Here is a 19,980-nt window from a genome sequence, read left to right on the forward strand (position 1 = left end):
AAAGTATCGGGTGAGTTGTGGTGAGCTTTGAGGACTCCGTCCGAGTGGCGCAAACAGGACATTCCCCCGCAAGGGCCGGCGCTGCTGCCGTAGAACGCCCCAACATCCTGCTGATCGTGCTGGATACCCAGCGGGCGGATCGTCTCTCCTGCTATTGGTCAGAAGCGGAGCGTGCCCGCCAACTGCCCACCAGCCCCAACCTGGATCGGCTGGCCGCCGAATCCACCCTCTTCGAGCGGGCCATTGCCCCCGCCCAATGGACCATCCCCTCCCACGCTTCCCTGTTTACGGGGGAATACCCCAGCACCCACCAGACCGTCCAAGCAGATCTGGAGCTGAGCCCCGCCTTGCCCACCCTGGCAGAGCTGTTGCAGCTGAGCGGCTATACCACTGTGGGCTTTTGCAACAACCCTCTGGTGGGGATCCTGAAAAACGGCTTGCGGCGCGGCTTTGAAACCTTTTACAACTACGGTGGCGCTCTGCCCACCCGCCCCCCCGAAGGCACCCCCTTGCCCGCCCCCTTGAACCGCTGGCTGGCCGCCTACACCCAATTTTGGCGGCGGCTCTCCTATCCGGTGCAAAACGCCTTTGCCCGCTCCGACGCCCTCTTCCAGCTGGCGCTGCACCCCTGGTTTGCCTCCCTCTGGACCCGCCTGCTCAACTTCAAAGGCAACACCGCCGCCTCGATTGCCGACCTCAACCGCTACCTGCAGCAGATGGCCCGCCGCCGGTCGGATCCCGGAGCACGGCCCTTCTTTTGCTTTGTCAACCTGATGGAGCCCCATCTGCCCTACTGGCCGCCGGAGCCCTTTGTGCAGAAATACGCCCCCTATTTCAAAAGCAACCGCGAGGCCCGCGACTTTTTGCGCCAATACAACGCCCAGCCCTACCGCTGGATGGCGCCCCTGCCGCAGCCCCTTTCTCCACTGCAAGCGCAGGTGCTGCGGGATATCTACGATGCTGAGGTGGCCTACCAAGATCACCTACTGGGATCCGTCTTCGACACCCTGCGCCACACCGGCCTGGAGCAGAACACGCTGGTGGCCATCGTCGCCGATCACGGCGAAGGCCTGGGAGAACACGACTTCGTCGGCCACGCCTTTGTGGTCTACGAAGAGCTGATCCGCGTGCCCCTCATCCTGCGCTATCCCGGCCACTTCCCGGCAGGAAAGCGCATTGCCACCCCCGTTTCCACCCGCCGCCTCTTCCATACCCTCCTGGAAGCTGCCGGCTTTAGCCCCAACCTTTCCCCCAACGGTGCCCCCTGTGTCAGCCTCAAGCTCCGCCGCGAGGTCGCCCGCCTCAGCTTGGCCCGCACCTTGGCAGGGGAAGATCCCGAGCAGGGAACAGTGCTCAGCGAAGCCTTCCCGCCCCACCTCCTCATTCGGGCTATGGAAAGCCGTAACGACAGCCTGCTGCGGGCGCGTGCCTGTTACGACATCCGCCGTGCCCTCTATGAGGGGATGACCAAGCTCATCCAAACGGGGGATCGTCCCAGCCTCTACAACTTGGAGCAGGATCCGGCGGAGCTGCGGGATCTGCTCTGGGTCGGCGACGGGGATCCCGTGTCCTCTCTCCCTGATGCTGATCCGCAACGCTGTCACGACGGGTCGGCGGGGGAAGCCGGCTGGGGATCACTTTCCCCCCAGGCTTGGCTGGCTCGCCTACAGCATGGGCTGAGAGCCTGGGTGAGCTGGGCAGAGTCCCGGCGGCCTAGCACGGCTCCTCGCAAGGTGAATGTGGAAAGCGATGCCGACTTGGTGCGGCAGATGCAAGAGCTGGGCTACTTGGAGTAGGCAGGGATCCCGCTATTCCAGCCCTCCTTCCTCCTCCCTGTGATCCCGCACATAGCCGTTTAGATCGTAGTCATCCATGTCATCCATCTCCTCCGGATCCGCCGTTGGCCAATCCTCATTTTGCCCGCCGATAATCACGCGGCTGAGGCCGATGTATTCCAGGCTGAGGGTGCGCAGGGCGTTGATCAACACATCCAGCGCCATCGCATCGGCGGTGCCCAGATCAAACCAGCAGCGGGCCCAGTTGTCCTTCTCTTCCAGGGATCCCATGTTGTGCATCAGGGAAGGCAAGGGATCCGATTCGTTGGGATACTCCAGATAGCTCAGATCCGCCTCTGCCTCTTGGGCCACCAGGCGCTCGGCGTTAAATCCCCCCAGTTTGCCCAGCACGTACCATGACTCCAGCACCTCGTTGAGGTACTTCAGCTCAGCTTCGACCGGCGGCTCGGCAAACTCAAACCAGATCCACAGATTTCCCGGATCGCACTCGCGAAACTCCACTTGCATGGACAGTTCCTGATACATTCACGCTAAACTCTCCTGAACATGGTTCAGGAAAGAAGCGATCGCATCCTGCCTATCTCTGAGCAGGAAGGCGGTATCCCGCAAAGCCCTGAGGAATACCCCCCGAGCGCTTTCCCCCTTCACTTCCCGGCAACCGTTGCGGTGGACTCAAGGATCAGGGGGAAACTTGGTCTACTATATCCCTCTCAATGACTTTTGCCAAACCGCCTAAAGCTCAGTAAATTCAGCAAAGTTCAGGGTTTTGGGGGTTAGAGGCATGCTCTGCTGCGGCCTAGCCTTTGATCATAGTCCGGCTCTGCTCGCCCGTTGGTCTGGGAATCCGTCCGTCAACACATCTTGCGGGCAGGGTGACTGCACAGAGCCGTGGGATCCCTCCTGCCTATGCCGAAGGACTCCATCCAAGTAGCGCGAACGGCGGTTATGAGGGACGCAGCGCAAGCGATCGCAGGGAAGCCAGTGGCAACCAGAGGGCTCTAAAGCATCCTATACTGTTGCGGCTGTCCCAATCATAAGGAATCTGCCGCTTATGTCTGAGCTTCTCCCTTTGCCTTCCCTCCAAGACCGGGTGGCTGTGGTCACCGGAGCCAGCCGGGGCATTGGCCGGGCGATTGCCCTGCACCTGGGGGCCATTGGAGCAAAAGTGGCGATCAACTACGCCCGCTCCGCTGCCGAAGCCGAGTCTCTGGTGGAAGAGATCGCAGCCCTGGGGGGAGAAGGGATCCCTGTGGCCGCCGATGTGTCTTGCCCAGAGGCGGTGGAGAGCCTGTTTGCCCAGGTGATGGAGCGGTGGGGTCGGGTGGATGTGCTGGTGAACAATGCCGGCATGGCCCGCGACACCCTGCTGCTGCGCATGAAGCCAGAAGATTGGCAGGCGGTGCTGGATCTCAACCTGACGGGGGTCTTTCTCTGCCTGAAGGCAGCCGCCAAGATCATGGTGAAGCAGCGCCAGGGGCGCATCATCAACATCACCTCGGTGGTGGGCTTGGTGGGCAATGCCGGCCAGGCCAACTACAGCGCCGCCAAAGCAGGGGTGGTGGGCCTCACCAAGACAGCAGCTCGCGAGCTGGCCAGCCGCAACATCACCGTCAACGCCGTGGCACCGGGGTTCATCACCACCCAAATGACCGAAAAACTGGACCCCGGCCCGATTTTGGCGCAGATCCCCCTGGGGCGACTGGGATCCCCGGCAGAAGTGGCGGGGCTGGTGCGTTTTTTGGCGGCAGATCCGGCGGCGGCCTACATCACGGGACAGGTTTTTGCCATCGATGGTGGCATGGTGATGAGCTAGGCACTCTACCACGCCAGGGCTAGGCCATCGGCACGGGGTTCGGAAGCCGCAATGAAGTGATCCCCATCCCGCAAGAGGATCTGTCCCCGGCCAAAAAGACCGCAATCCTCTTCTGCGTCCACCACCTGCACTGCATGGCCGCGGGCGGAGAGTTCGCGCACCACCTGGGGCGGCACCGTGCTCTCCAGCGCCACCTGCGGGATCCCCTGATCCCACAGCACTCGCCAGCGGGGCGCATCCAGAGCCGCCTGGGGGTTCAGGCCGTAATCCACCAAATTCACCACCACCTGCACATGGCCTTGGGGCTGCATTGCCCCCCCCATGACACCAAAAGGGCCGAGGGGGATCCCTTCTTTAGATAGAAAGGCGGGGATAATCGTGTGGTAGGGGCGCTTGCGGGGGCCCACCTGGTTGGGATGGCCGGGCTCCAGGGTGAAACCCGTGCCGCGGTTGTGGAGAGCAATGCCCGTGCCCGGAACCAGCAGACCACTGCCGAAGCCATCGAAATTCGACTGAATCAAAGACACCATCAACTCACCATCAGCTGCAGCCAGGTAAACCGTTCCCCCCTCCGGCAGCCCTGGCTGGGCCAGGGGGATCGCCTCCCTCCCGATCAACTGCCGCCGCCGCTGTGCATAAGCCTTATCCAGCATCTGGGCAGGACTGACCCGCACATACTCCGGATCCGCCACCTGTCGGCTCACATCGGCAAAGGCCAGCTTCATTGCCTCAATCTGCAGGTGATAGCGCTCGCCGGCATCGTAGGAGATCCGACCCAGCTCAAAACCCTCCAAAAGGTTGAGCGCCATCAAAGCGGCAATGCCCTGCCCGTTGGGGGGGATCTCCCAGACGGTGTAGCCGCGGTAATCCGTATGGATGGGTTCCACCCAATCGGCCCGGTGCTCAGCCAAGTCGGCGGGGGACAGGAAGCCGCCCGTGGCCTCCGAGAAAGCCAGCAACTTCTCCGCCAGCTCCCCCCGGTAAAAACTCTCCCCACCGCTACGGGCAATCTCTTCTAGGGTTTGAGCATGCAGGGGGCTGCTCCAGCGCTCTCCAGCCCGTGGGGCACGCCCTTGGGGAAAGAAAACGGCCTTGAAGGCCTCGTGGCGCGGATCCGGCAGGGGCAAATAGATGGACTCCGCCGCCTGCCACAGTTGGGCCACCCGGGGAGAGACCGGAAATCCCTCTTGCGCCAGACGAAGGGCAGGCACAAACAGACGCTCGAACGGCAGCTTTCCCCAGCGCCGGTGCAAGGTCTGCCAAGCGGAAACTGCCCCCGGCACCGTCACCGCTAACCAATCGTAGGGGGGGATCCGCCCATGGTCCCGGTACCGCTCCGGCGTCAGGGCGGCTGGGCTGCGACCGGAAGCATTCAACCCGTACAGCTGACCCTCCTCCCCCCCCTCCCACACCAGAGCAAAGGCATCGCCGCCAATGCCATTGGAGGTTGGCTCCACCACCGTCAAAGCCACCGCCATTGCCACGGCTGCATCCACAGCATTGCCGCCCGCCCAGAACATCTCCATGCCCGCCATTGCCGCCAAAGGTTGGCTGGTGGCCACGGATCCCTGTCTGCCCATCACCACCCGTCGCCGCGAAGCAAACGGATAGCGATCCAGGGCCTGCCGCAAAAAAGTGGGTGCTGGCATATCGCTACGCGACGCTCTCGCGAATGGGCTGGGCTCCCTACACAGGCAGGTTATCGCTACGCGACGCTCTCGCGAACAGGAGTGTGGCCAACTCCGCAAAGCTGTCCACCACCACATCTGCCCCGGCGTGGCGCAGTTCCTCGGCGGTGAAAGCCGTGGTGAGGCCCACCGCAAAACAGCCAGCCCCCTTAGCGGCGCGGATCCCATGGGTAGAATCTTCAATCACCCAACACAACGCCGGATCCAACCCCACAGCGGCAGCCGTTTTCAGGTAAGGCTCTGGGTCGGGCTTGGCCCGCTGAATGTCTTCGGCGGTAATCACCGCGTCAAACCAGCGGTGCAGGTCGAAGCGCTGGAAAATCTGCGCTTGATCCCGGCGGATGGCCGAAGTGGTGACGGCCAGGGCAGAAAAGCGCTGGCGGCTGGCCGCCAAAAACTCCAGCACCCCCGGCACCAGGGGTACCTCTGCCAGCAGCTCGCCAAAAGCCTTGGCCTTTTCCTCGATCAAGCGCTGCACCAGCAGGGGCCGTTCTGCAGGTGGGGTGTCCGTCTGGTGTTGGACAAGGTACTCGAACATGTCGCGGTCGGTGCGCCCCTTGAACTGCAGGGAGATGGGGGCCAAATCCAGGGATAGGTGGCAGCGTTGCAGGGCAATGGCCCCGGCGCGGGCATGGATTGGTTCCGAATCCACAATCACCCCGTCCATATCGAAGAGCAAGCCGGCAGTCACGTCAGCCTTCCCCTGTTGTAGGCACAGCACTTTGGATTGCATAGACATTATCGCTACGCGACGCTTTCGCGAATGGGCAAGCACGGGACAGGGATCCCCTTTAACAACCCTACTGCCCCGTCTCCATCCCCCACCCGCAGAAGCGGCTGGTGATCTGCCAAATGGGATCCAACACATCGGTCAGGGCGTGGTCGCTCTCCACCGCCACCAGTTGGGCCCAGGGGCGACGGGCCACATAGTCTCGACTGGCTTGAATGGGGATGGTGTCGTCTTGGATCCCGTGCACAATTAGGGTGGGCACAGGCCGTCGTAACCCCCCATCCGGGTAGCGCTGGGCATCGGCGACAAAGCCGTACTCCAAAGGGAGAGGGCGGCCTTCTCCGTAGTGAAACACCATGAGTTGTCCGGTTCGCCGCCAAGTCTCCACCGCCTCTGCCCCCAGCCGCGGCAGCCAATGGCCTAAAAAGCCAAAAGCCGGCGCCAAGAGCACCAAGCGCTGCACACAGGGTTGTTGTTCGGCAACCCAGGCAGCCACCAGCCCCCCCAGGCTAGAGCCGATGAGGGTGACAGGGGGGTAGTTCATCTCGGCAAGCTGGCTGGAAACCTGCTGGATCTGGCGGGTCAAGGTGAGCTGGGCAAAATTGTCCTGGTTCAGATCGGGCACCTGAACAGGGATCCCCACCTGCTGCAGCCGCTGCCGAAAGAAAGTTGCCTTGGCCGACTGCGGCCCAGAGCCGAATCCATGCAGGTAAATCGCCAACACGGAAAGGGATCCCTATGGCCCTGTGGCTGCCGAGAGCCAGCCCGCCCCCAACACCACGCTGATGGAGAGGAAAAGGGTCGCTACCGTCCAGGTGATGCGGTTGAGGTTTTGCTCAGCACTCTTGGAGCTGGAGAACAGCTGGGCCTGCCCGCCAATGCCCGCCAACCCATCCCCCTTAGGGCTGTGCAGCAGCACCAAGATCACCAGCAAGATGGCCGAAGCCGACCAGAGAAACTCGAAAAACGCTTCCATCGCAGCGGATCCCTGTAGGGCAAGTTGCTAAGGCCATTATCGCTTGGAACCGCATCTTAGCGCACCCTGTCTCGGCATCGCTCCCATTTCAGAATCAAGTTGGCAGGTGAAGACCCACCCATCTTCTGTGGCATCCTCCCGGCGCTCGTCCTGCGGACAGAGCACAGGCTTCCCTTCCCGTCAGCAGGACGGAGTCCTTACCTCGCGGCTGGGCATTCCTGCCCCCTGCCACTTGCCTGGGTCTACAACCCCCGACAAAACGACTGGACAGGTGGCTTCCCTTCCCCAGCCTCCCTGGCTACTGCCAGCTCGCAAAACAACCTCTAATCCACCCAGCACAGTTCCCAAGGCTGAGGCTGGGTCCCGATGCACCCGGTACCGGCATTCAGGGCACTGAGGCCCCCCGACAGCCCAGCTGTTGCTGACTGTCCCCCAGCACTTGCGACCGATTTGGCTCCTCCCTTTGAGGTCAACCTTGGCAAGGTCCACCTCACCCTTCCAGCAAACCCACTCCAGAAGACATAGAACCTGTCCCCAGGCAGCCTCGACGCAATCCTTCAGGTCACTAGACGGGGAGAGAAGCTGGCGGACGAAGATATCGAGAAGATATCGATGGATATCGATCTTGCTTGAGAATCTGAACTGGCTGGGCTAAGCCATCTCTTCTGGAGGTGTTGTTTTGCTCCAGTTGTTTTGCCCCAAAAGGCGACCCCAAACGGGGCCGCCCGGTCTTTATCCAGCCCTTATGGAGATTTCCAGAGGATCCCCACCTCACCTACAAGGGCAAACAGTATTCACCTCAGTAGCTTACACCCCGGTAGGTCAGGGGCTGATGAGGGTGAGGCATCGCTTTCTTGCTGGTGTGGTGCACACAGAAGGTTTGACCGCGATACTGAGCTTGCAACTCCTCATCGCTGAGCTGAGTATGCGCGGGAACGTAGTCAAAGGTGTTGCCACGGAAAGAGAGTTTCATAAGTCGCCTCCATCAACGAAGGGTTGAGTTTGTTGTTGTTGAACCGTAAGCCACGGAGAGAGTGGCGCGATTCAGTTGAGGCGCGTTCCTTCGGGAAGACCCCTACTTCCGTCTCTGCACAGCTCCAGGCCACTGGTGAGCCAACTGCAGAGGTGAACGATTTATCCTATGTCTGTATCATAACTTACGGTTTTGCAGGTTTTTTGGGGGATTTATAGAAATTTAATCCGGCCATACCCGCAAAAGGGATCCCTTGCCGTCGGCTCTTCCGCGGCTTCTCGGGCCTGACTGGGCAATCACCTATGCACTTTTCGGAATAGATTGCCGCAACCGGTTCCGGGCCCAGGGCACCAATCCCGTATTCGGCCAGTCTCCGCAAAATTCTGATTTCTTCTATTTCACCGCCTGCACAAGTGCCTGCAGCCCTGCTCGCAGACGTTCCTCGATGTCGGCCTCTAGCTGTAGTGTTCCGGCAGCGTCCAACTGAATTTGAGAACTCAGGATATAAACCCCTCTCAGGATGTGGGTTGCCCCCATCACCGCCAGCACAGGTTTCATCGCAAAGTCGATGGACAGCAGATGGGCCAGGGTTCCCCCGGTGGCAATGGGGAGAATCACTTTACCGGTAAAGGCGTCTTGATCCAGCAAATCCAGCAGTGCCTTCAACACACCTGGATAGGAGGCTTTGTAAACGGGAGCAGAGATGACGATCCCGGTAGCTTGGGCCACCTTTTGCTGAATTGCCTTGAGTTGAGGGCTATCGAACTTGGCCAGTGCCAGATCCTCTGGGGGCAAATCCCGCACCGAAACAAACTGAGTGGTCAATCCCAGATCGGACAGGATCCCGGCAGCGTGATGTAAAACGGCTTCTGAGCGAGAAGGAGTGCTGGGACTACCGGAGAGCAGGAGGATGCTGGACATAGGCCGCAGACAGAATACTGCCTCAGTTGTACCAGGGATCCCATGTGAAAGATGATTAACCCACTCTCGCCCTGCCCCAGCATGCACGATAGCTTTGTCTCTCGACGTCATTCCCTGCTGGTCAAATTGCGGGCAAAATATGCCCCCCGACTCCCCACCTACTCAAGGGGTCGGGAACGTGATAGGTTAGATTCAGCAAGGGTTTCAGCTTGCTAAACTTGAGATTGATTTACGCGGGCGTAGTTCAGTGGTAGAACGCTAGCTTCCCAAGCTGGATGTCGTGAGTTCGAGTCTCATCGCCCGCTTCTCCCAGCCAACCCGCAAAACCCGCTTCCCACAAGCATTCCCGGATTTGGCCTAGTCCGGGAAATCGATGGGCTCAGGGTAAGGAAGCATGCAACTTTACGAGTACGACTTCTATGCCTGGACGCAAAAGCAAGCCGCACTGCTGAAATCGGGGCAGTGGGATCAACTGGATATCGCCAACTTGGTGGAGGAAATCGAGGCTTTGGGCAGGCAAGAACGCCGGGAATTGCTGCACCGGCTGGGGATCCTGGTAGGGCATTTGCTGAAGTGGCAATTGCAACCCCACCTGCGAGGCAAAAGTTGGCGGGCAACGATTACTGAACAACGCCGCCAGATCCAGCGATTGCTCAGAGACAGTCCCAGCCTCAAGCCCGATCTTTCGGCAGCCCTGCAAGAGGCTCACCAGGACGGGATCCTGTTGGTGGTGAGAGAAACGCCATTGTCTGAAGCAGATCTGCCTGCCCAGTGTCCCTACACATTTGAGCAGGTGATGGATCCCGACTTTTATCCTGGCAAGGAAGATCCCCAGTGATCTGCTCAGCCCCCGGAACCAGAACCAGGGAGGGAGGGATCCCGACCCCGGTGGGTCTCCATCTGGCTGTCCACTACCCGTCGCAGCACTCCGTTGACGAAAGCGGCGGCTTCAGGATCCCCGTATTTTTTGGCCAATTCTACAGCTTCGTTGATGGCAACCTTCACGGGGCTGCTGGCCAGTATTTCCATCTCCACCACCGCCAGGCGCAGGATATCTCGCTCGATCCGACCAACCCGCTGCAATTGCCAACCCACCAAAGCCTTTTGCAAACGAGCATCAATCGCCTCCTTGTGGGTTCGCAGGGCAGTTAACAGTTGCAAAGCGTAGGCACGCACTTCTTGGGATTGGGCAATGTACAACAGTTCCGGCATGGACAGGGCAACGCCCACCCGGTTGACTGCTCTTTGGGACAACTGGACAACCTCATCCAAGATGTGGCGGACGCTGTGCAGCCGCTGTTCCAGGTGTTCTAGGGCTTGGCCGGCGTTGCTGAGAGCCACTTGCACCTGCTGGATTAGCTCCAGCACTTCCCCCCGTAGGGCATTGGGGTTAGGAACCTTCGCCTCCTTTAGAGTAATTTCCAGGCGCTGCAGGTGCCGTTGGGCTTGATGAAGGCGGAGGGTGACGGAGCGGGATCCACCCTCTTCCTTGGGATCCGAATCGGCCAACAATAGAGGATCGCTCTCGTGCAACAAACGGTCGCTGCGCTGGATTTCCGCCGCCGCTGTGGAGAGGGTTTCATGGGTCTCTTCACTCAGGGCGCGGATGGCTGCCAGCAGCAAGTCCTCCAGTTGTTTTTCGCTCAGTTTGGCCGCCGTGGCTGGCAGTTGATTGACCCCCAGCAGGGCCAGTTCGCGGGCAATACGCCGAGGTTGCATTGCAGAATATCCATAGCTTCTGAAAGACTGCCCCATTGCCGCAAGGCGGCGCGCAAGCGCTATCGGGCTTAGCCATGCTAGCAGGTTGCCAATCCATGAAGAACGAGAGACTCACCCGGTCAACCGGCCCTAAAACTGCGACTTAACACCCGAAACACCAAAGATGAACTCTGCTCTGTGCCAAAGCGAGATTGGCTGGATACCGAGAGGGTGAGCCGTCGTTTGCTGCGGGTGATGCCCACATACAGCAGCCGCAATCGCTCTGCTGCCAAATCCAAAAAGGCTTGCTTGGTGGCCGAGTCGGCCTGCAGCTCCCAGCCGCCTTTGGGGCTGAGCTGTCGCAACTGAGCCAGGGCCTCTGCCTGCATATCCACTTCATCCAAAAACTTCAGCCCCAGGGTTCGCTCCCCGTACTGGGTGGGAAACTCGTAGGCCGACACCTGGGGGATGAACACCTGATCCCATTCCAGCCCCTTGGCCCGATGCAGAGTCGTGACAGTGATGCTGCCCGGCTCGGGGTCGAAGGCGAAGATCTCCGAAGGCAAGTTGTTGAGGCGGTGATCCAGAATCACTTGAAATTCTTGGGCGATCTCCTGCCAATCGGTTTCGGGCAGGGATCCCAGCACCTGCTCCAGCTGATCGATTACATAGCGACCCACAAACAGCTCTTCCGGCTTGCGGTAGAGGCTTTGAACGATCACATTCAGCACCTCCGGCCAAGGGGAGCGCCCGGCCCGGAGCCAACCGGCAAGGGTGCGCAGCAGCCTGCCCAAGTTCTGCCAAGGCGGGCCATCGGGCAGAGCGGGAGCCTCACCAAAGTTGGGAAATAGCAGCCGCTCCGGCAGAGAGGCGCGGATCCAGGTCAACATCGGCCCCAGTTCAGCACGTGGGATCCCCGCCCAATCCGCCAAGCAATCCACAGCAGCAGCCAAGCGAGTGGGGGCAGTGGGCTGGGCAAACCAGTCGATGATTCCCTTGAGCTGCAACAACACCCGCCGCTGACTGGGACTGCCCCGCAACAGATCGATCACCCGCTCCGCTCCCATTTCCTGGAGATAGCTGAGGGCTTTGCCCCCCAGCTCGTTGGTGGTGACCAGAATGGCCACCGTTTGGCCGGGAAAAGCTTGGGCGGCTGCAATGGCCTGCCGCGCCACCTGTTGCAGCTCCTCTTCCGGGGATCCGACGACCCGCAGAAAGTCCACACCACCCTCGCTGGCCGGGGGGTTTTGGCCACCGGAGGTGGCCAGTTGAATGGGCTGGGGGGCCAGAGCGGTGCGCAAAGCCGGGATGGGGTGCTGCTGATTCACCCACTCCACCAGGCGGTTGGCCAAAGCGATGATCTGGGGGGCACTGCGGCTGGATTCATCCAAAAGCACCACCTGAGGACTGGCCTGGCAAAAGGCGCGAAACAGCCGCGGCTCGGCGCTGGTAAAGGTGCCCATGATGCTCTGGTTGGGATCCCCCACCCGCACCAGGTTGCCGGTGCGTTGGCTGAGCAGCCGCAGCAGCTCTTCCTGCAGGGGGGAACTGTCTTGGGCCTCATCCTCGAACAGGTAGTCGTACCAGTTCTGCACCTGCTCCCGCAGCTCTGGACTGCCCTCGATCAAATCCACTGCTTGCCAGCCCAGGTCGTCGTAGTCTAACTTGCCCAGGCGACGCAATTCCGCTTGATAACCGGCGTAGATGGGAGCAGCCCAGCCCAGATAGCCCTCGCTGGGGATCACTTCTGGCCCCAGGCGCAGATTCTTGGCCCTGCTGATGACCACCTGCACCATCTGCTGGAAACTGCGCCGGAACTGGGCTCGGTTTTGGGCGATCTTTTGCGGGTTGTTGTCGCCGGGGATCAGCGGCTCCCAGAGCTGAGTATGGCGGACGAGCCAAGCGCGGCACAGGCGGCTGAGCAACCGCTCCTGTTCGTATCCCTCCAAAATAGACAGCTCCTCCCAACGGCTGGGGGCCTCCCGCAACACCCGCAACGACAAAGAATGCAGGGTAAAGGCCTGGGTAAAGCGATCCGGATACCCCGCCCGTTGCAAACGTTGATTGATGCGGCTGATCAAGTTGCCCCGCGCCGAACGCATGTAGGTGAACACCCCGATGCGCTCCGGTGGGATCCCTCGATTGAGAATTAAATCGGCGATCAACAGCTCCAGAATAAAGGTCTTGCCGCTCCCCGGAACGGCGGCGATCCCCAGCGGCCCCGATTGGTAGGCCAACGCCTGTTGCTGCGCCGGACGCAGGGTGACCTCAGGAAAGGGAGAAGAAGCCAGACCCAGCATGGGATCCCTGCCTAGCTGAGGATGAAGGTCTCGATGGCTGCCGCCACCCCGTCTTCTGCCACAGGAGGGGCAATCCAATCGGCATGGGGCAAGAGAGCTGGCGAGGCATTTCCCATCGCCACCCCGATCCCGGCGTATTGAATCATCTCAATGTCGTTGTCGCCATCGCCAATGGCCATCACCTGCTCCGCCGACAACCCCAGCATTTCCTCCGCCAAAAAACGAACGGCATTGCCCTTGTTCACCGCCGGATGGGTAGCCTCGAGAAAAATCGGCTCCGAACGGGTGAGATAGAGCTGCTCAGGGGAATACCGCCGCCGCAGGGATCCCTGCAATTCCTGCAGGAACTCGGTATCCTCAGAAACAGCCAGGATCTTGGTGGGGCTTCGTCCGTATTGGGCGGAAGAGAACATCTGGAACGGCACCTGAGAGCGCTCAGCATAGGCCTGACTGAGAGGGCTCAGCTCCCGTAAGTAGAGCTGGTCATCGATGTAGAGGTGAACCCCCACCGGCTGATCCTGCAACGCTTGCAACAACTCCTCGGCCAGCGGCCAGTCCAGGCTCCAGTGCTTTAGGGTCTTTTGGCTATCGGGATCCCGAATTAAAGCCCCCTGGTAGCTGCATAGGGGCATATCGGCCCCAATCGCGTAGTGGAACCGCTCGGCAGAACGATGCATGCGACCCGTAGCGATGGCTACTCGCACCCCTGCTGCTTTGGCCTTCTGAATGGCCTCCCGAACCGGCTCTGAAACCTGGTTGGAAGGCCCGGCAATCGTGCCATCGATATCCACCACCAACAGCCGAATCTGGGCACGGGGTGGAGAAGATGCCCGCTCTCTTTCCTCGGCTTGGACGTTAGCCTGAGTTTGCATTGCTGTTGTTTGCCCTCCTCCTGGCAACCTTCCAGACCGTAGCATGGCTCTGCCTCGATTGGTTGACGGTCATTGGCCGGCTCAGTACACAAAGAATCAACACAGAAGAATTGAACAAGTGAGATGGCCGGGTGGGGGATCGGTTTCCGCCCCTATTCCTGCCAACGAGAAAGCGTAGAATTAAGAAAGACTAGCCCCGTGATGGACGAAAACATTGTGATCATGCTGAAACGAATCGGTCGCGTCTGCCGGCCTCTGCTGGCCATTGCCCTGGCCTTGACCTTGGCCCTGGCTCCCATAGGCGCTGTTTGGGCACGCAGTGGCGGTCGCATTGGCGGCGGATCTTTCCGGTCTCCGACGTTCTCTGCCCCCCGCTCGATTGGCCCGCACTACTCAGCTCCTGTCTACCCCAGCTATGGAGGCGGCTTTGGTTTTCCGCTGCTGGTGCCCTTTTTCTGGGGAGGGGGGGGTGGCGGCCTGCTGACGCTGCTGCTCTTGGTTGGGGCAGGTAGCTTTTTGGTGCAGACGCTGCGCTCGGGGATCAGATCCGAAGAAGGGGACGATAGCATTGGGGTTCGCGATCCCCAGGTAACTGTTGCGCAGGTAAAAGTGGGACTGCTGGCCAGCGCCCGGCAACTGCAAAAAGACATGAACGCCCTGGCTCTGGAGGCGGATACTCAGTCGCCAGAAGGGCTGAGCCAACTGTTGCAAGAGGTCACCCTTGGCTTGATGCGCTACAGCGACTACTGGGCCTATGGCCATGCCCAAGCGGAGAAGCTGCCCCTCTCCCGCGCCGAATCCCTGTTCTATCAAGCCTCTTTACAAGAACGGAGCAAGTTCAGCGTCGAAAGCCTCAGCAACCGCAACAACCAGATCCAACAAGTCTCCCAAGCGGCGCTGCAGCGATCTGCTGCTGGGATCCCAGATGTTGGCGAGTACCTGCTGGTAACTCTACTGGTTGCGTATCGTGGTAACTTGGGTACACTACCTGTAGTTAACTCCATGGCGGATCTGCGGCAGTGCCTGTTGCAGCTGGCTTCGATTCCGGCAGATCGGATTGTGGCCATCGAAGTGCTGTGGACGCCGCAGTTGGAGGGAGACACCCTGTCGGCAGAGGCGCTGTTGACCGAGTACCCGGAAATGCGGCTCCTTTGAGAGCCTTTGGGCGATAGACGGCAACTGTTGGCTGAGTGTCTCAACTCCTCGGGATCCCCGCCGCTCAGGCTAGGGAGGTTGTATGTCCGGGTTAGATGCTTCAGCGGGCAGAGGCCGTCGTTCCCCTTGGGCATGGTCTGGCCAAGTCAAGCAGGCAGATTCTCTGTTGGATGAGCTGTTCGAGGATTTGGAGAACAGCTTGGAAGAGGGGCTGTCAGAAGCCGGCGAATATCCTTACCTCGGCACACGGCCCCCACTGCCTTCCCGGCGCTTCTCTGCTGCCGGAGGATTACTGCTGGGTATGGCTTTGGCCGCTACCTTGGTGGCAGGGCTGGCTTTTTGGATGACCCTGCGCCCGCGGGCGGTGGTTTTTTCGCAGGCCACTCGGGATCCCTTGGCTGAGGCACCCAATTCTTCCCATTCCGATGCTCACCAGGAGCCCTTGCTTCCCACTGCTGCTGATGTGGATGAAAACCCCAAAGCTCCACCTGAGGATTCTGCAAAGGCTGTCTTGGTCGAACCGGCAAAACCGCCGACTGTTGCCGCTCCTCTTGCTTCAAGAGGGGCTGGTCTTCCCTCTCCCCCCAGGGTACCTGCGCCTCCGGTGCCAGCGCGGATCCCACCCCAGCCTCTGCCGCAGATGAAGCTGGTGGGATTGATCCACGATCCAGGTGCCCCCAAGGCTCTGATTTTGATCGACAACGTGGTGCGGCAGGTGGCTGTTGGCCATGCGGTAAAAGCAGAGTGGCGGGTTACCGCCATCAGCCCCTACGGCGTGAGGGTGAGCAATGGCGCTCAAAGCGTTACCTTGCAGTTGGGGCTGTCGCAGCGGATCTGAATCACCTGGATAGGGATCCCTGCTGGGTTGAGCAGCGCCTGGAGGGTGGGAGATTCGATTGAAGGAGAAGGGGCAGATGAAATTCGCCAAGCTGGGGCGAATGAGCCGCTGCAGAGTGGGAGTGGGCTTAGTTCTGGGATACCTCTGTCTCGGGCTGTTGGCTTGTCGCAGTACACCCCCCCTCTCAGAATCCCCCTCTGGGATCCCGGCGGCCTATGCTAGCCGCCCGCAACTGCAAGGGAAGGCAGTGGTGGAGATGGAGGTGCAAACTGCTGAGGGGGTAGGCAAGGTGATCTTGGCGATCCACGGGGAAGCGGCACCCCTGACCGGCGGCCAGTTCGTGGATTTGGTTCAGCGGGGCTTTTACAATGGCCTCACCTTCCATCGGGTGGAAAAGGATCCGCAGCCTTTTGTGGTGCAGGGTGGGGATCCCCGTGGTGACGGTACAGGGGGTGCAACAGAGCCGGGGAGCAACCGCCTGCGCACCATCCCCCTGGAAATTCAGCTGCGTGGGGAACCCTACCCCCGCTACAACACCTTGATCCAGGATCCCGCTGCTCTGAGTAAGTTGCTCTTGCCCCATCGTTTGGGGGCGGTGGCCATGGCCCGTTCTAGCCCACTTGACTCAGCCTCTTCCCAGTTTTACATCACCCTCTCTGCTCTGCCGATTTTGGACGGGCGCTATGCCGTGTTCGGCTACGTCACCGAGGGGATGGAGTGGGTGGAGCGCATCCAGGTGGGAGATGTGATCCGCTCGGCGCGGGTGTTGGAAGGAGCGGACTTGCTTAGGGTGCCGGGATCCCAACCGGAAAGAGCAGATCAGATGGAGGATCCCGGCAGTTTATGATGGGCAGCAACTCTGCTGCTGGTTTGGTTGTTGTGGCTCTGGCTTTTGCCTTGGGGAAGGGCAAGTTTTGCCCCCGTCCCCTCCGCCAACACCTGGGCACCCTTTCATGCAAGAAGACGCTTTTTCCCCCCTTGAGCCCCTAGACGAGCTGCCACCTCACTCACCGCCGGAGGTGGATGTGGAGCTGATGCTGCAGCAGTTGCAGGATCCGGATCCCTATTTGCGGATGCAGGCGGCCCGCGCCTTCTGTGAGATCGAAGAACCCCGCGCCGTTAAACCCCTGCTGGCCCTAGTCCGGGATCCCTGCCCGTTGGTGCGGGTGGGAGCAGCCTATGCCCTAGGTCGGAATCCGGATCCCGCTGAGGTGGAGGTGCTGATCGAGGGCTTGCGCTGGGATTGGAACGGCTATGTGCGCAAAGGTTTGGTGTGGGCGTTGGGCAATGCCAAGGATCCGCGCGCCTACCCGGTGTTGCTGGAAGTGTTGGCCGGGGATATCGCGGCAGTGCGATTGTGGGCTGCCAGTGCCCTCGGACAATTGGCTCAGGCGCAGGCGTTGCCCGGCCCGGCATTGGATGAGGTGGTCGCAGCTCTCTGCCGGGGCTTGGCTCAAGATCCAATCGCGGCGGTACGCGGCAACTGTGCCTGGAGCTTAGGGATCCTGGGGCAACAGGTGAAACTGGCTCTCGAGGATCCCGCCGTTTACGCAATGCTAACAAGGCAGTTGCTGACCAGCGCCCGCCACGATCCCGATTGGGGGGTTCGGGATGACGCGCGGCTTGCCCTACAAAAGCTGGCAGATCCCGATTTGCTGGAGCAACTGGATAACCTCAGCTGATCGTTATAGTCATTTTTAAACTAGATTGAGACACTCCCCAAGCATTCCACGCTGCTGCCCCTACTCCCAGCCTCGCTGCCAGAGGGAGAGGGGAGCTAGACGAAAATGTTTCATTCCCGTTTAACGAACCAGATCGAGTGTCACCGAACCAGATCGAGGAGCCAAGCAAAGTAGAAGCGGCTGCGAATGGTTTGTCGCTGCTGCACTTTCCAGCCCCATTCGGTTAATTGGCTCACCAAGGTCGCCTCTCGGTGTTGATAGGCGCGGGTGGTTTTGCTGGGGCCGGGGAAGAACTCTCCCACTTTCTTCAGCAGCGTCAGCCAGGGGGTTTTGGGAGCGAAACTGAAGATCAGGCGGGACTGGGCCAGGCAGGTCAGGTGTTTTAGCATGCGCAGGGCCTCGGCTTCAGGGTAGTGGATCATCACATCGAGGCAGATGACGACATCGTATTCCCCCGTCAATTCCTCCAGATCCGAGACCCAAAAGTGTGGGTTGTCTGTGGATCCCAACTCCATTTGCTGGCGGCGGCGTGCTTCGTTCACCATTTGTTCCGAGATGTCGCTGGCGAACACCTGCGCCCCTCTGGTGGCCAAGGGCAAACTGAGGCTGCCCACCCCGCATCCGGCATCACAAATGCGTAAACCCGAGGGATCCCCCAACCACTGCAACACCGTCTCTACTGTGCGAGCATGGCCAAGGCGGATGTCTTTTTGGACGAAATTGACTTCTTCTTCACCATAAATGCGCCGCCAGCGCTCGAAGCCAACGGAGTTGAAGTAATCGCGGACAATGGTTTTCTCTTGCATAGAACTTCCAGCTAGGGATCCGGCGAGAGAAAAGAGGAACGCCCTGCTCTGTCGAGACCCGGCATTTCTTCGCCCATGCGCATCTCATTCTACCCCGAGCCCCCGTAGCCCTCTGCACGGTTGCTCTAGGATTGTATTAGAATTAGCCCGCACACCTTGGATGCTGCACCATGACCGAAGCTGAGATTGCCCAAGCGTTGCAGGCTCGGTTGGCTGCCCCGGTCAGAATTGCGGTCAAACGCCGCCAAGGTCATCTGCATGTTCTTCTGAATCGATCCTCCTCGGCCCGAGTGGACTACCCCCATCTCATGGAACGGGTGCAGGCGGAGCTCAGAGTGTTGGGCTTGCCCGGCTTGGAGCAGGTCACGGTGTACGGGCGTGAGTCGGGACATTCTGAATACGAGTGGGAGCAAACGGCCCCCTTGTTGAACCCGCTGCTGGCCTCAGAAGAAACCACAGTTCTGTTGGAAAAAAAAGGCGACTTCTTGTTGCAGGATCTAACAGTTGTTGCCCCGGATTCGGTCAACTCAAAGCCTGAACCTGCGCCGGAGAATCCTGTCGGGAAAACCGACATAGGCAGCAGGTCCCGCATCTCCTGGGTGTGGCTGGGGGGAGCTGTACTGATTGTTGGAATTGGGGTGATTCTTTTGCTGGTTGCCCTTCTCTGAAAGAGCTGGGTAAAGGTTCTTGTTCTTGTCTTGGGAAAAGCCTCAGGGAGCGTTGCCGAGAGTCGCCGATGAACTTTGAGGATGCCGGGATCCGGTCAATTGGGCTTTTTGCAAGGCATCCTGCAGCATTCGCTCCACCAACTCGGTGAACGTCCACCCCAGAGCTGCCGCCGCATCGGGACAGAGGGAAGTGGGGGTCATGCCGGGCAGTGTATTCACCTCCAACACCCAAGGATTTTCCTCGGGATCCACCCGCAGATCCACCCGCGCCAAGCCTTCGCACCCCAACGCCTGGTAGGCCTTCAGACCTGCCGCCTCACAGCGGGCCAACCCTGCCGGGCTGAGGGAACAGGGGATCAAATGCCGCGAGCCACCGGGTGCGTACTTGGCTTCGTAGTCGTAGAAGTCGCCTTGGGCGGGGATGATCTCAATGGCCGGAAGAACTTGGCCGGACAAGATCGAGAGGGTGATCTCCTTTCCGGGAACATAGCGCTCCAGAAAAATCCGCGACGAGACCGAGCGGGCCAACTCCAGCCCCTGAGCAAATGACCTCTCATCCCGGACAATGCTGATGCCCACCGTCGAGCCGTTGTTGCTGGGCTTAATCACCAGTGGGGATCCCAACTCTGCCGCACAGTCGGCCCAAGTGAGGGGGTTTTGGTCATCCCAAACCTGCCAATCGGGGGTAGGGATCCCCGCGGCGCGAAAGATCTGCTTGGAGACCAGCTTATCCATGGCCAGAGCACTGGCCAGCGGCCCGGATCCCTGGTAGGGCAGGCCCAGCCAGTCCAGCATTCCCTGTACCACCCCATCCTCGCCACCAGGGCCATGCAAGGCAATCCAAACGAAGTCGCAGCCGGCTTGCCGTTCCTGCCAAAGGCGCAGAGGCAGATCCTCATCTGGGTCGATTACCTTGACCCGATGGCCCAGGTCCTCCAAAGCCCGTTTGCAGGCTTTACCCGTTACCCAAGAGACTTGACGTTCTGCCGAACGCCCCCCCGCCAAGACAACAATGTTCATGGCCTAACCCCAAAGCACTCCCCACCCTCAACAACCGGCACCAA

General features: G+C 60.2%; 20 protein-coding genes, 1 tRNA gene, 1 pseudogene and 1 riboswitch. Of the genes and pseudogenes, 9 read left to right on the top strand and 13 right to left on the bottom strand.

Going from position 1 to position 19,980, the window contains the following annotated elements; all coding sequences use genetic code 11:
* Positions 1-20: 20 nt before the first annotated feature.
* Positions 21-1,796 carry a sulfatase gene (locus CYB_RS09950; protein WP_238376755.1) on the top strand — a complete coding sequence of 592 codons (1,776 nt, stop codon included), beginning with the start codon at positions 21-23 and terminating at the stop codon, positions 1,794-1,796.
* Positions 1,797-1,808: 12 nt separating this feature from the next.
* Here the strand turns inward: CYB_RS09950 and CYB_RS09955 are convergent, their stop codons facing one another.
* Complete coding sequence (locus CYB_RS09955; protein ID WP_011433671.1) at positions 1,809-2,303, bottom strand: DUF3531 family protein; 495 nt, start codon at positions 2,301-2,303, stop codon at positions 1,809-1,811.
* Positions 2,304-2,847: 544 nt separating this feature from the next.
* Between CYB_RS09955 and fabG the strand changes: the two genes are divergently transcribed.
* Positions 2,848-3,609 carry a 3-oxoacyl-[acyl-carrier-protein] reductase gene (fabG, locus tag CYB_RS09960; RefSeq protein WP_011433672.1) on the top strand — a complete coding sequence of 254 codons (762 nt, stop codon included), beginning with the start codon at positions 2,848-2,850 and terminating at the stop codon, positions 3,607-3,609.
* Between the two features lie 5 nt (positions 3,610-3,614).
* Here fabG and CYB_RS09965 read toward each other — a convergent pair whose 3' ends face one another.
* The 6 genes from CYB_RS09965 to ssuE form a co-directional block, all read right to left on the bottom strand.
* Entirely contained in the window at positions 3,615-5,258 is a 1,644-nt protein-coding gene (locus CYB_RS09965; RefSeq protein WP_011433673.1) for a gamma-glutamyltransferase family protein, read from the bottom strand.
* 37 nt (positions 5,259-5,295) lie between these two features.
* Positions 5,296-6,030, bottom strand: a complete 735-nt coding sequence (locus CYB_RS09970; RefSeq protein WP_238376756.1) for an HAD family hydrolase — start codon at positions 6,028-6,030, stop codon at positions 5,296-5,298.
* Positions 6,031-6,097: 67 nt separating this feature from the next.
* The gene (locus tag CYB_RS09975; RefSeq protein WP_011433675.1) at positions 6,098-6,751 is read right to left on the bottom strand and encodes a YqiA/YcfP family alpha/beta fold hydrolase; all 654 of its coding nucleotides are present in this window, start codon (positions 6,749-6,751) and stop codon (positions 6,098-6,100) included.
* 12 nt (positions 6,752-6,763) lie between these two features.
* Positions 6,764-7,003: a preprotein translocase subunit SecG gene (gene secG, locus CYB_RS09980; RefSeq protein WP_011433676.1), complete on the bottom strand. Its 240-nt coding sequence runs from the start codon at positions 7,001-7,003 to the stop codon at positions 6,764-6,766.
* A gap of 799 nt (positions 7,004-7,802) precedes the next feature.
* Positions 7,803-7,976, bottom strand: a complete 174-nt coding sequence (locus tag CYB_RS14400; RefSeq protein WP_083757650.1) for a DUF4278 domain-containing protein — start codon at positions 7,974-7,976, stop codon at positions 7,803-7,805.
* A gap of 79 nt (positions 7,977-8,055) precedes the next feature.
* Positions 8,056-8,137: riboswitch (Glutamine riboswitch) on the bottom strand.
* A gap of 232 nt (positions 8,138-8,369) precedes the next feature.
* Positions 8,370-8,897 (bottom strand): NADPH-dependent FMN reductase, encoded by a 528-nt coding sequence (ssuE, locus tag CYB_RS09985; protein ID WP_011433678.1) that lies wholly within the window; start codon positions 8,895-8,897, stop codon positions 8,370-8,372.
* A 233-nt stretch (positions 8,898-9,130) separates the two neighbouring features.
* On the opposite strand from ssuE, the gene CYB_RS09990 reads away from it, so the two are divergent.
* Positions 9,131-9,202: transfer RNA gene (locus CYB_RS09990), tRNA-Gly, on the top strand.
* An 89-nt stretch (positions 9,203-9,291) separates the two neighbouring features.
* Positions 9,292-9,735, top strand: a complete 444-nt coding sequence (locus tag CYB_RS09995) for a DUF29 domain-containing protein (protein WP_011433679.1) — start codon at positions 9,292-9,294, stop codon at positions 9,733-9,735.
* Between the two features lie 5 nt (positions 9,736-9,740).
* On the opposite strand, the gene nusB is transcribed toward CYB_RS09995, so the two are convergent.
* The 4 genes and pseudogenes from nusB to CYB_RS10010 form a co-directional block, all read right to left on the bottom strand.
* Positions 9,741-10,265 (bottom strand): transcription antitermination factor NusB, encoded by a 525-nt coding sequence (nusB, locus tag CYB_RS15680; RefSeq protein ID WP_369791771.1) that lies wholly within the window; start codon positions 10,263-10,265, stop codon positions 9,741-9,743.
* 162 nt (positions 10,266-10,427) lie between these two features.
* A pseudogene (locus CYB_RS15685) lies at positions 10,428-10,616 on the bottom strand (nitrogen utilization protein B); the annotation flags it as partial.
* A gap of 119 nt (positions 10,617-10,735) precedes the next feature.
* A complete protein-coding gene (locus CYB_RS10005) occupies positions 10,736-12,895 on the bottom strand; it encodes an ATP-dependent helicase (RefSeq protein ID WP_011433681.1) in 2,160 nt (719 codons plus the stop codon).
* Between the two features lie 11 nt (positions 12,896-12,906).
* On the bottom strand, positions 12,907-13,767 hold the full coding sequence (locus tag CYB_RS10010; protein WP_011433682.1) for a Cof-type HAD-IIB family hydrolase: 861 nt from the start codon (positions 13,765-13,767) through the stop codon (positions 12,907-12,909).
* A 201-nt stretch (positions 13,768-13,968) separates the two neighbouring features.
* Between CYB_RS10010 and CYB_RS10015 the strand changes: the two genes are divergently transcribed.
* The 4 genes from CYB_RS10015 (at position 13,969) to CYB_RS10030 (ending at position 17,442) form a co-directional block, all read left to right on the top strand.
* Positions 13,969-14,922 (top strand): DUF1517 domain-containing protein, encoded by a 954-nt coding sequence (locus CYB_RS10015; RefSeq protein WP_238376757.1) that lies wholly within the window; start codon positions 13,969-13,971, stop codon positions 14,920-14,922.
* A gap of 82 nt (positions 14,923-15,004) precedes the next feature.
* Entirely contained in the window at positions 15,005-15,760 is a 756-nt protein-coding gene (locus CYB_RS10020) for a hypothetical protein (protein WP_011433684.1), read from the top strand.
* 76 nt (positions 15,761-15,836) lie between these two features.
* The gene (locus CYB_RS10025; RefSeq protein WP_011433685.1) at positions 15,837-16,607 is read left to right on the top strand and encodes a peptidylprolyl isomerase; all 771 of its coding nucleotides are present in this window, start codon (positions 15,837-15,839) and stop codon (positions 16,605-16,607) included.
* Between the two features lie 106 nt (positions 16,608-16,713).
* The gene (locus CYB_RS10030; protein WP_011433687.1) at positions 16,714-17,442 is read left to right on the top strand and encodes a HEAT repeat domain-containing protein; all 729 of its coding nucleotides are present in this window, start codon (positions 16,714-16,716) and stop codon (positions 17,440-17,442) included.
* A 140-nt stretch (positions 17,443-17,582) separates the two neighbouring features.
* Here the strand turns inward: CYB_RS10030 and bchM are convergent, their stop codons facing one another.
* Positions 17,583-18,248, bottom strand: a complete 666-nt coding sequence (gene bchM / locus CYB_RS10035; RefSeq protein WP_011433688.1) for a magnesium protoporphyrin IX methyltransferase — start codon at positions 18,246-18,248, stop codon at positions 17,583-17,585.
* 170 nt (positions 18,249-18,418) lie between these two features.
* Between bchM and CYB_RS10040 the strand changes: the two genes are divergently transcribed.
* The gene (locus CYB_RS10040) at positions 18,419-18,916 is read left to right on the top strand and encodes a hypothetical protein (RefSeq protein WP_011433689.1); all 498 of its coding nucleotides are present in this window, start codon (positions 18,419-18,421) and stop codon (positions 18,914-18,916) included.
* Positions 18,917-18,958: 42 nt separating this feature from the next.
* Here CYB_RS10040 and CYB_RS10045 read toward each other — a convergent pair whose 3' ends face one another.
* Positions 18,959-19,936: a D-alanine--D-alanine ligase family protein gene (locus CYB_RS10045; protein ID WP_011433690.1), complete on the bottom strand. Its 978-nt coding sequence runs from the start codon at positions 19,934-19,936 to the stop codon at positions 18,959-18,961.
* Positions 19,937-19,980 lie beyond the last annotated feature (44 nt).

It is taken from the genome of Synechococcus sp. JA-2-3B'a(2-13) (assembly GCF_000013225.1).
In the GTDB taxonomy this organism is placed as follows: Bacteria; Cyanobacteriota; Cyanobacteriia; order Thermostichales; family Thermostichaceae; genus Thermostichus.

What these genes read in the sequence shown, in the direction of transcription:
- CYB_RS10025 (WP_011433685.1), top strand. Translation starts at nt 15,837, where the DNA reads ATGAAATTCGCCAAGCTGGGGCGAATGAGCCGCTGCAGAGTGGGAGTG.
- CYB_RS09955 (WP_011433671.1), bottom strand. Translation starts at nt 2,303, where the DNA reads ATGCAAGTGGAGTTTCGCGAGTGCGATCCGGGAAATCTGTGGATCTGG.
- secG (WP_011433676.1), bottom strand. Translation starts at nt 7,003, where the DNA reads ATGGAAGCGTTTTTCGAGTTTCTCTGGTCGGCTTCGGCCATCTTGCTG.
- CYB_RS09965 (WP_011433673.1), bottom strand. Translation starts at nt 5,258, where the DNA reads ATGCCAGCACCCACTTTTTTGCGGCAGGCCCTGGATCGCTATCCGTTT.
- CYB_RS10010 (WP_011433682.1), bottom strand. Translation starts at nt 13,767, where the DNA reads ATGCAAACTCAGGCTAACGTCCAAGCCGAGGAAAGAGAGCGGGCATCT.
- CYB_RS10020 (WP_011433684.1), top strand. Translation starts at nt 15,005, where the DNA reads ATGTCCGGGTTAGATGCTTCAGCGGGCAGAGGCCGTCGTTCCCCTTGG.
- CYB_RS14400 (WP_083757650.1), bottom strand. Translation starts at nt 7,976, where the DNA reads ATGAAACTCTCTTTCCGTGGCAACACCTTTGACTACGTTCCCGCGCAT.
- bchM (WP_011433688.1), bottom strand. Translation starts at nt 18,248, where the DNA reads ATGCAAGAGAAAACCATTGTCCGCGATTACTTCAACTCCGTTGGCTTC.
- ssuE (WP_011433678.1), bottom strand. Translation starts at nt 8,897, where the DNA reads ATGTCCAGCATCCTCCTGCTCTCCGGTAGTCCCAGCACTCCTTCTCGC.
- CYB_RS09995 (WP_011433679.1), top strand. Translation starts at nt 9,292, where the DNA reads ATGCAACTTTACGAGTACGACTTCTATGCCTGGACGCAAAAGCAAGCC.
- CYB_RS10045 (WP_011433690.1), bottom strand. Translation starts at nt 19,936, where the DNA reads ATGAACATTGTTGTCTTGGCGGGGGGGCGTTCGGCAGAACGTCAAGTC.
- CYB_RS10040 (WP_011433689.1), top strand. Translation starts at nt 18,419, where the DNA reads ATGACCGAAGCTGAGATTGCCCAAGCGTTGCAGGCTCGGTTGGCTGCC.
- CYB_RS09970 (WP_238376756.1), bottom strand. Translation starts at nt 6,030, where the DNA reads ATGCAATCCAAAGTGCTGTGCCTACAACAGGGGAAGGCTGACGTGACT.
- CYB_RS10015 (WP_238376757.1), top strand. Translation starts at nt 13,969, where the DNA reads ATGGACGAAAACATTGTGATCATGCTGAAACGAATCGGTCGCGTCTGC.
- CYB_RS10030 (WP_011433687.1), top strand. Translation starts at nt 16,714, where the DNA reads ATGCAAGAAGACGCTTTTTCCCCCCTTGAGCCCCTAGACGAGCTGCCA.
- CYB_RS10005 (WP_011433681.1), bottom strand. Translation starts at nt 12,895, where the DNA reads ATGCTGGGTCTGGCTTCTTCTCCCTTTCCTGAGGTCACCCTGCGTCCG.
- fabG (WP_011433672.1), top strand. Translation starts at nt 2,848, where the DNA reads ATGTCTGAGCTTCTCCCTTTGCCTTCCCTCCAAGACCGGGTGGCTGTG.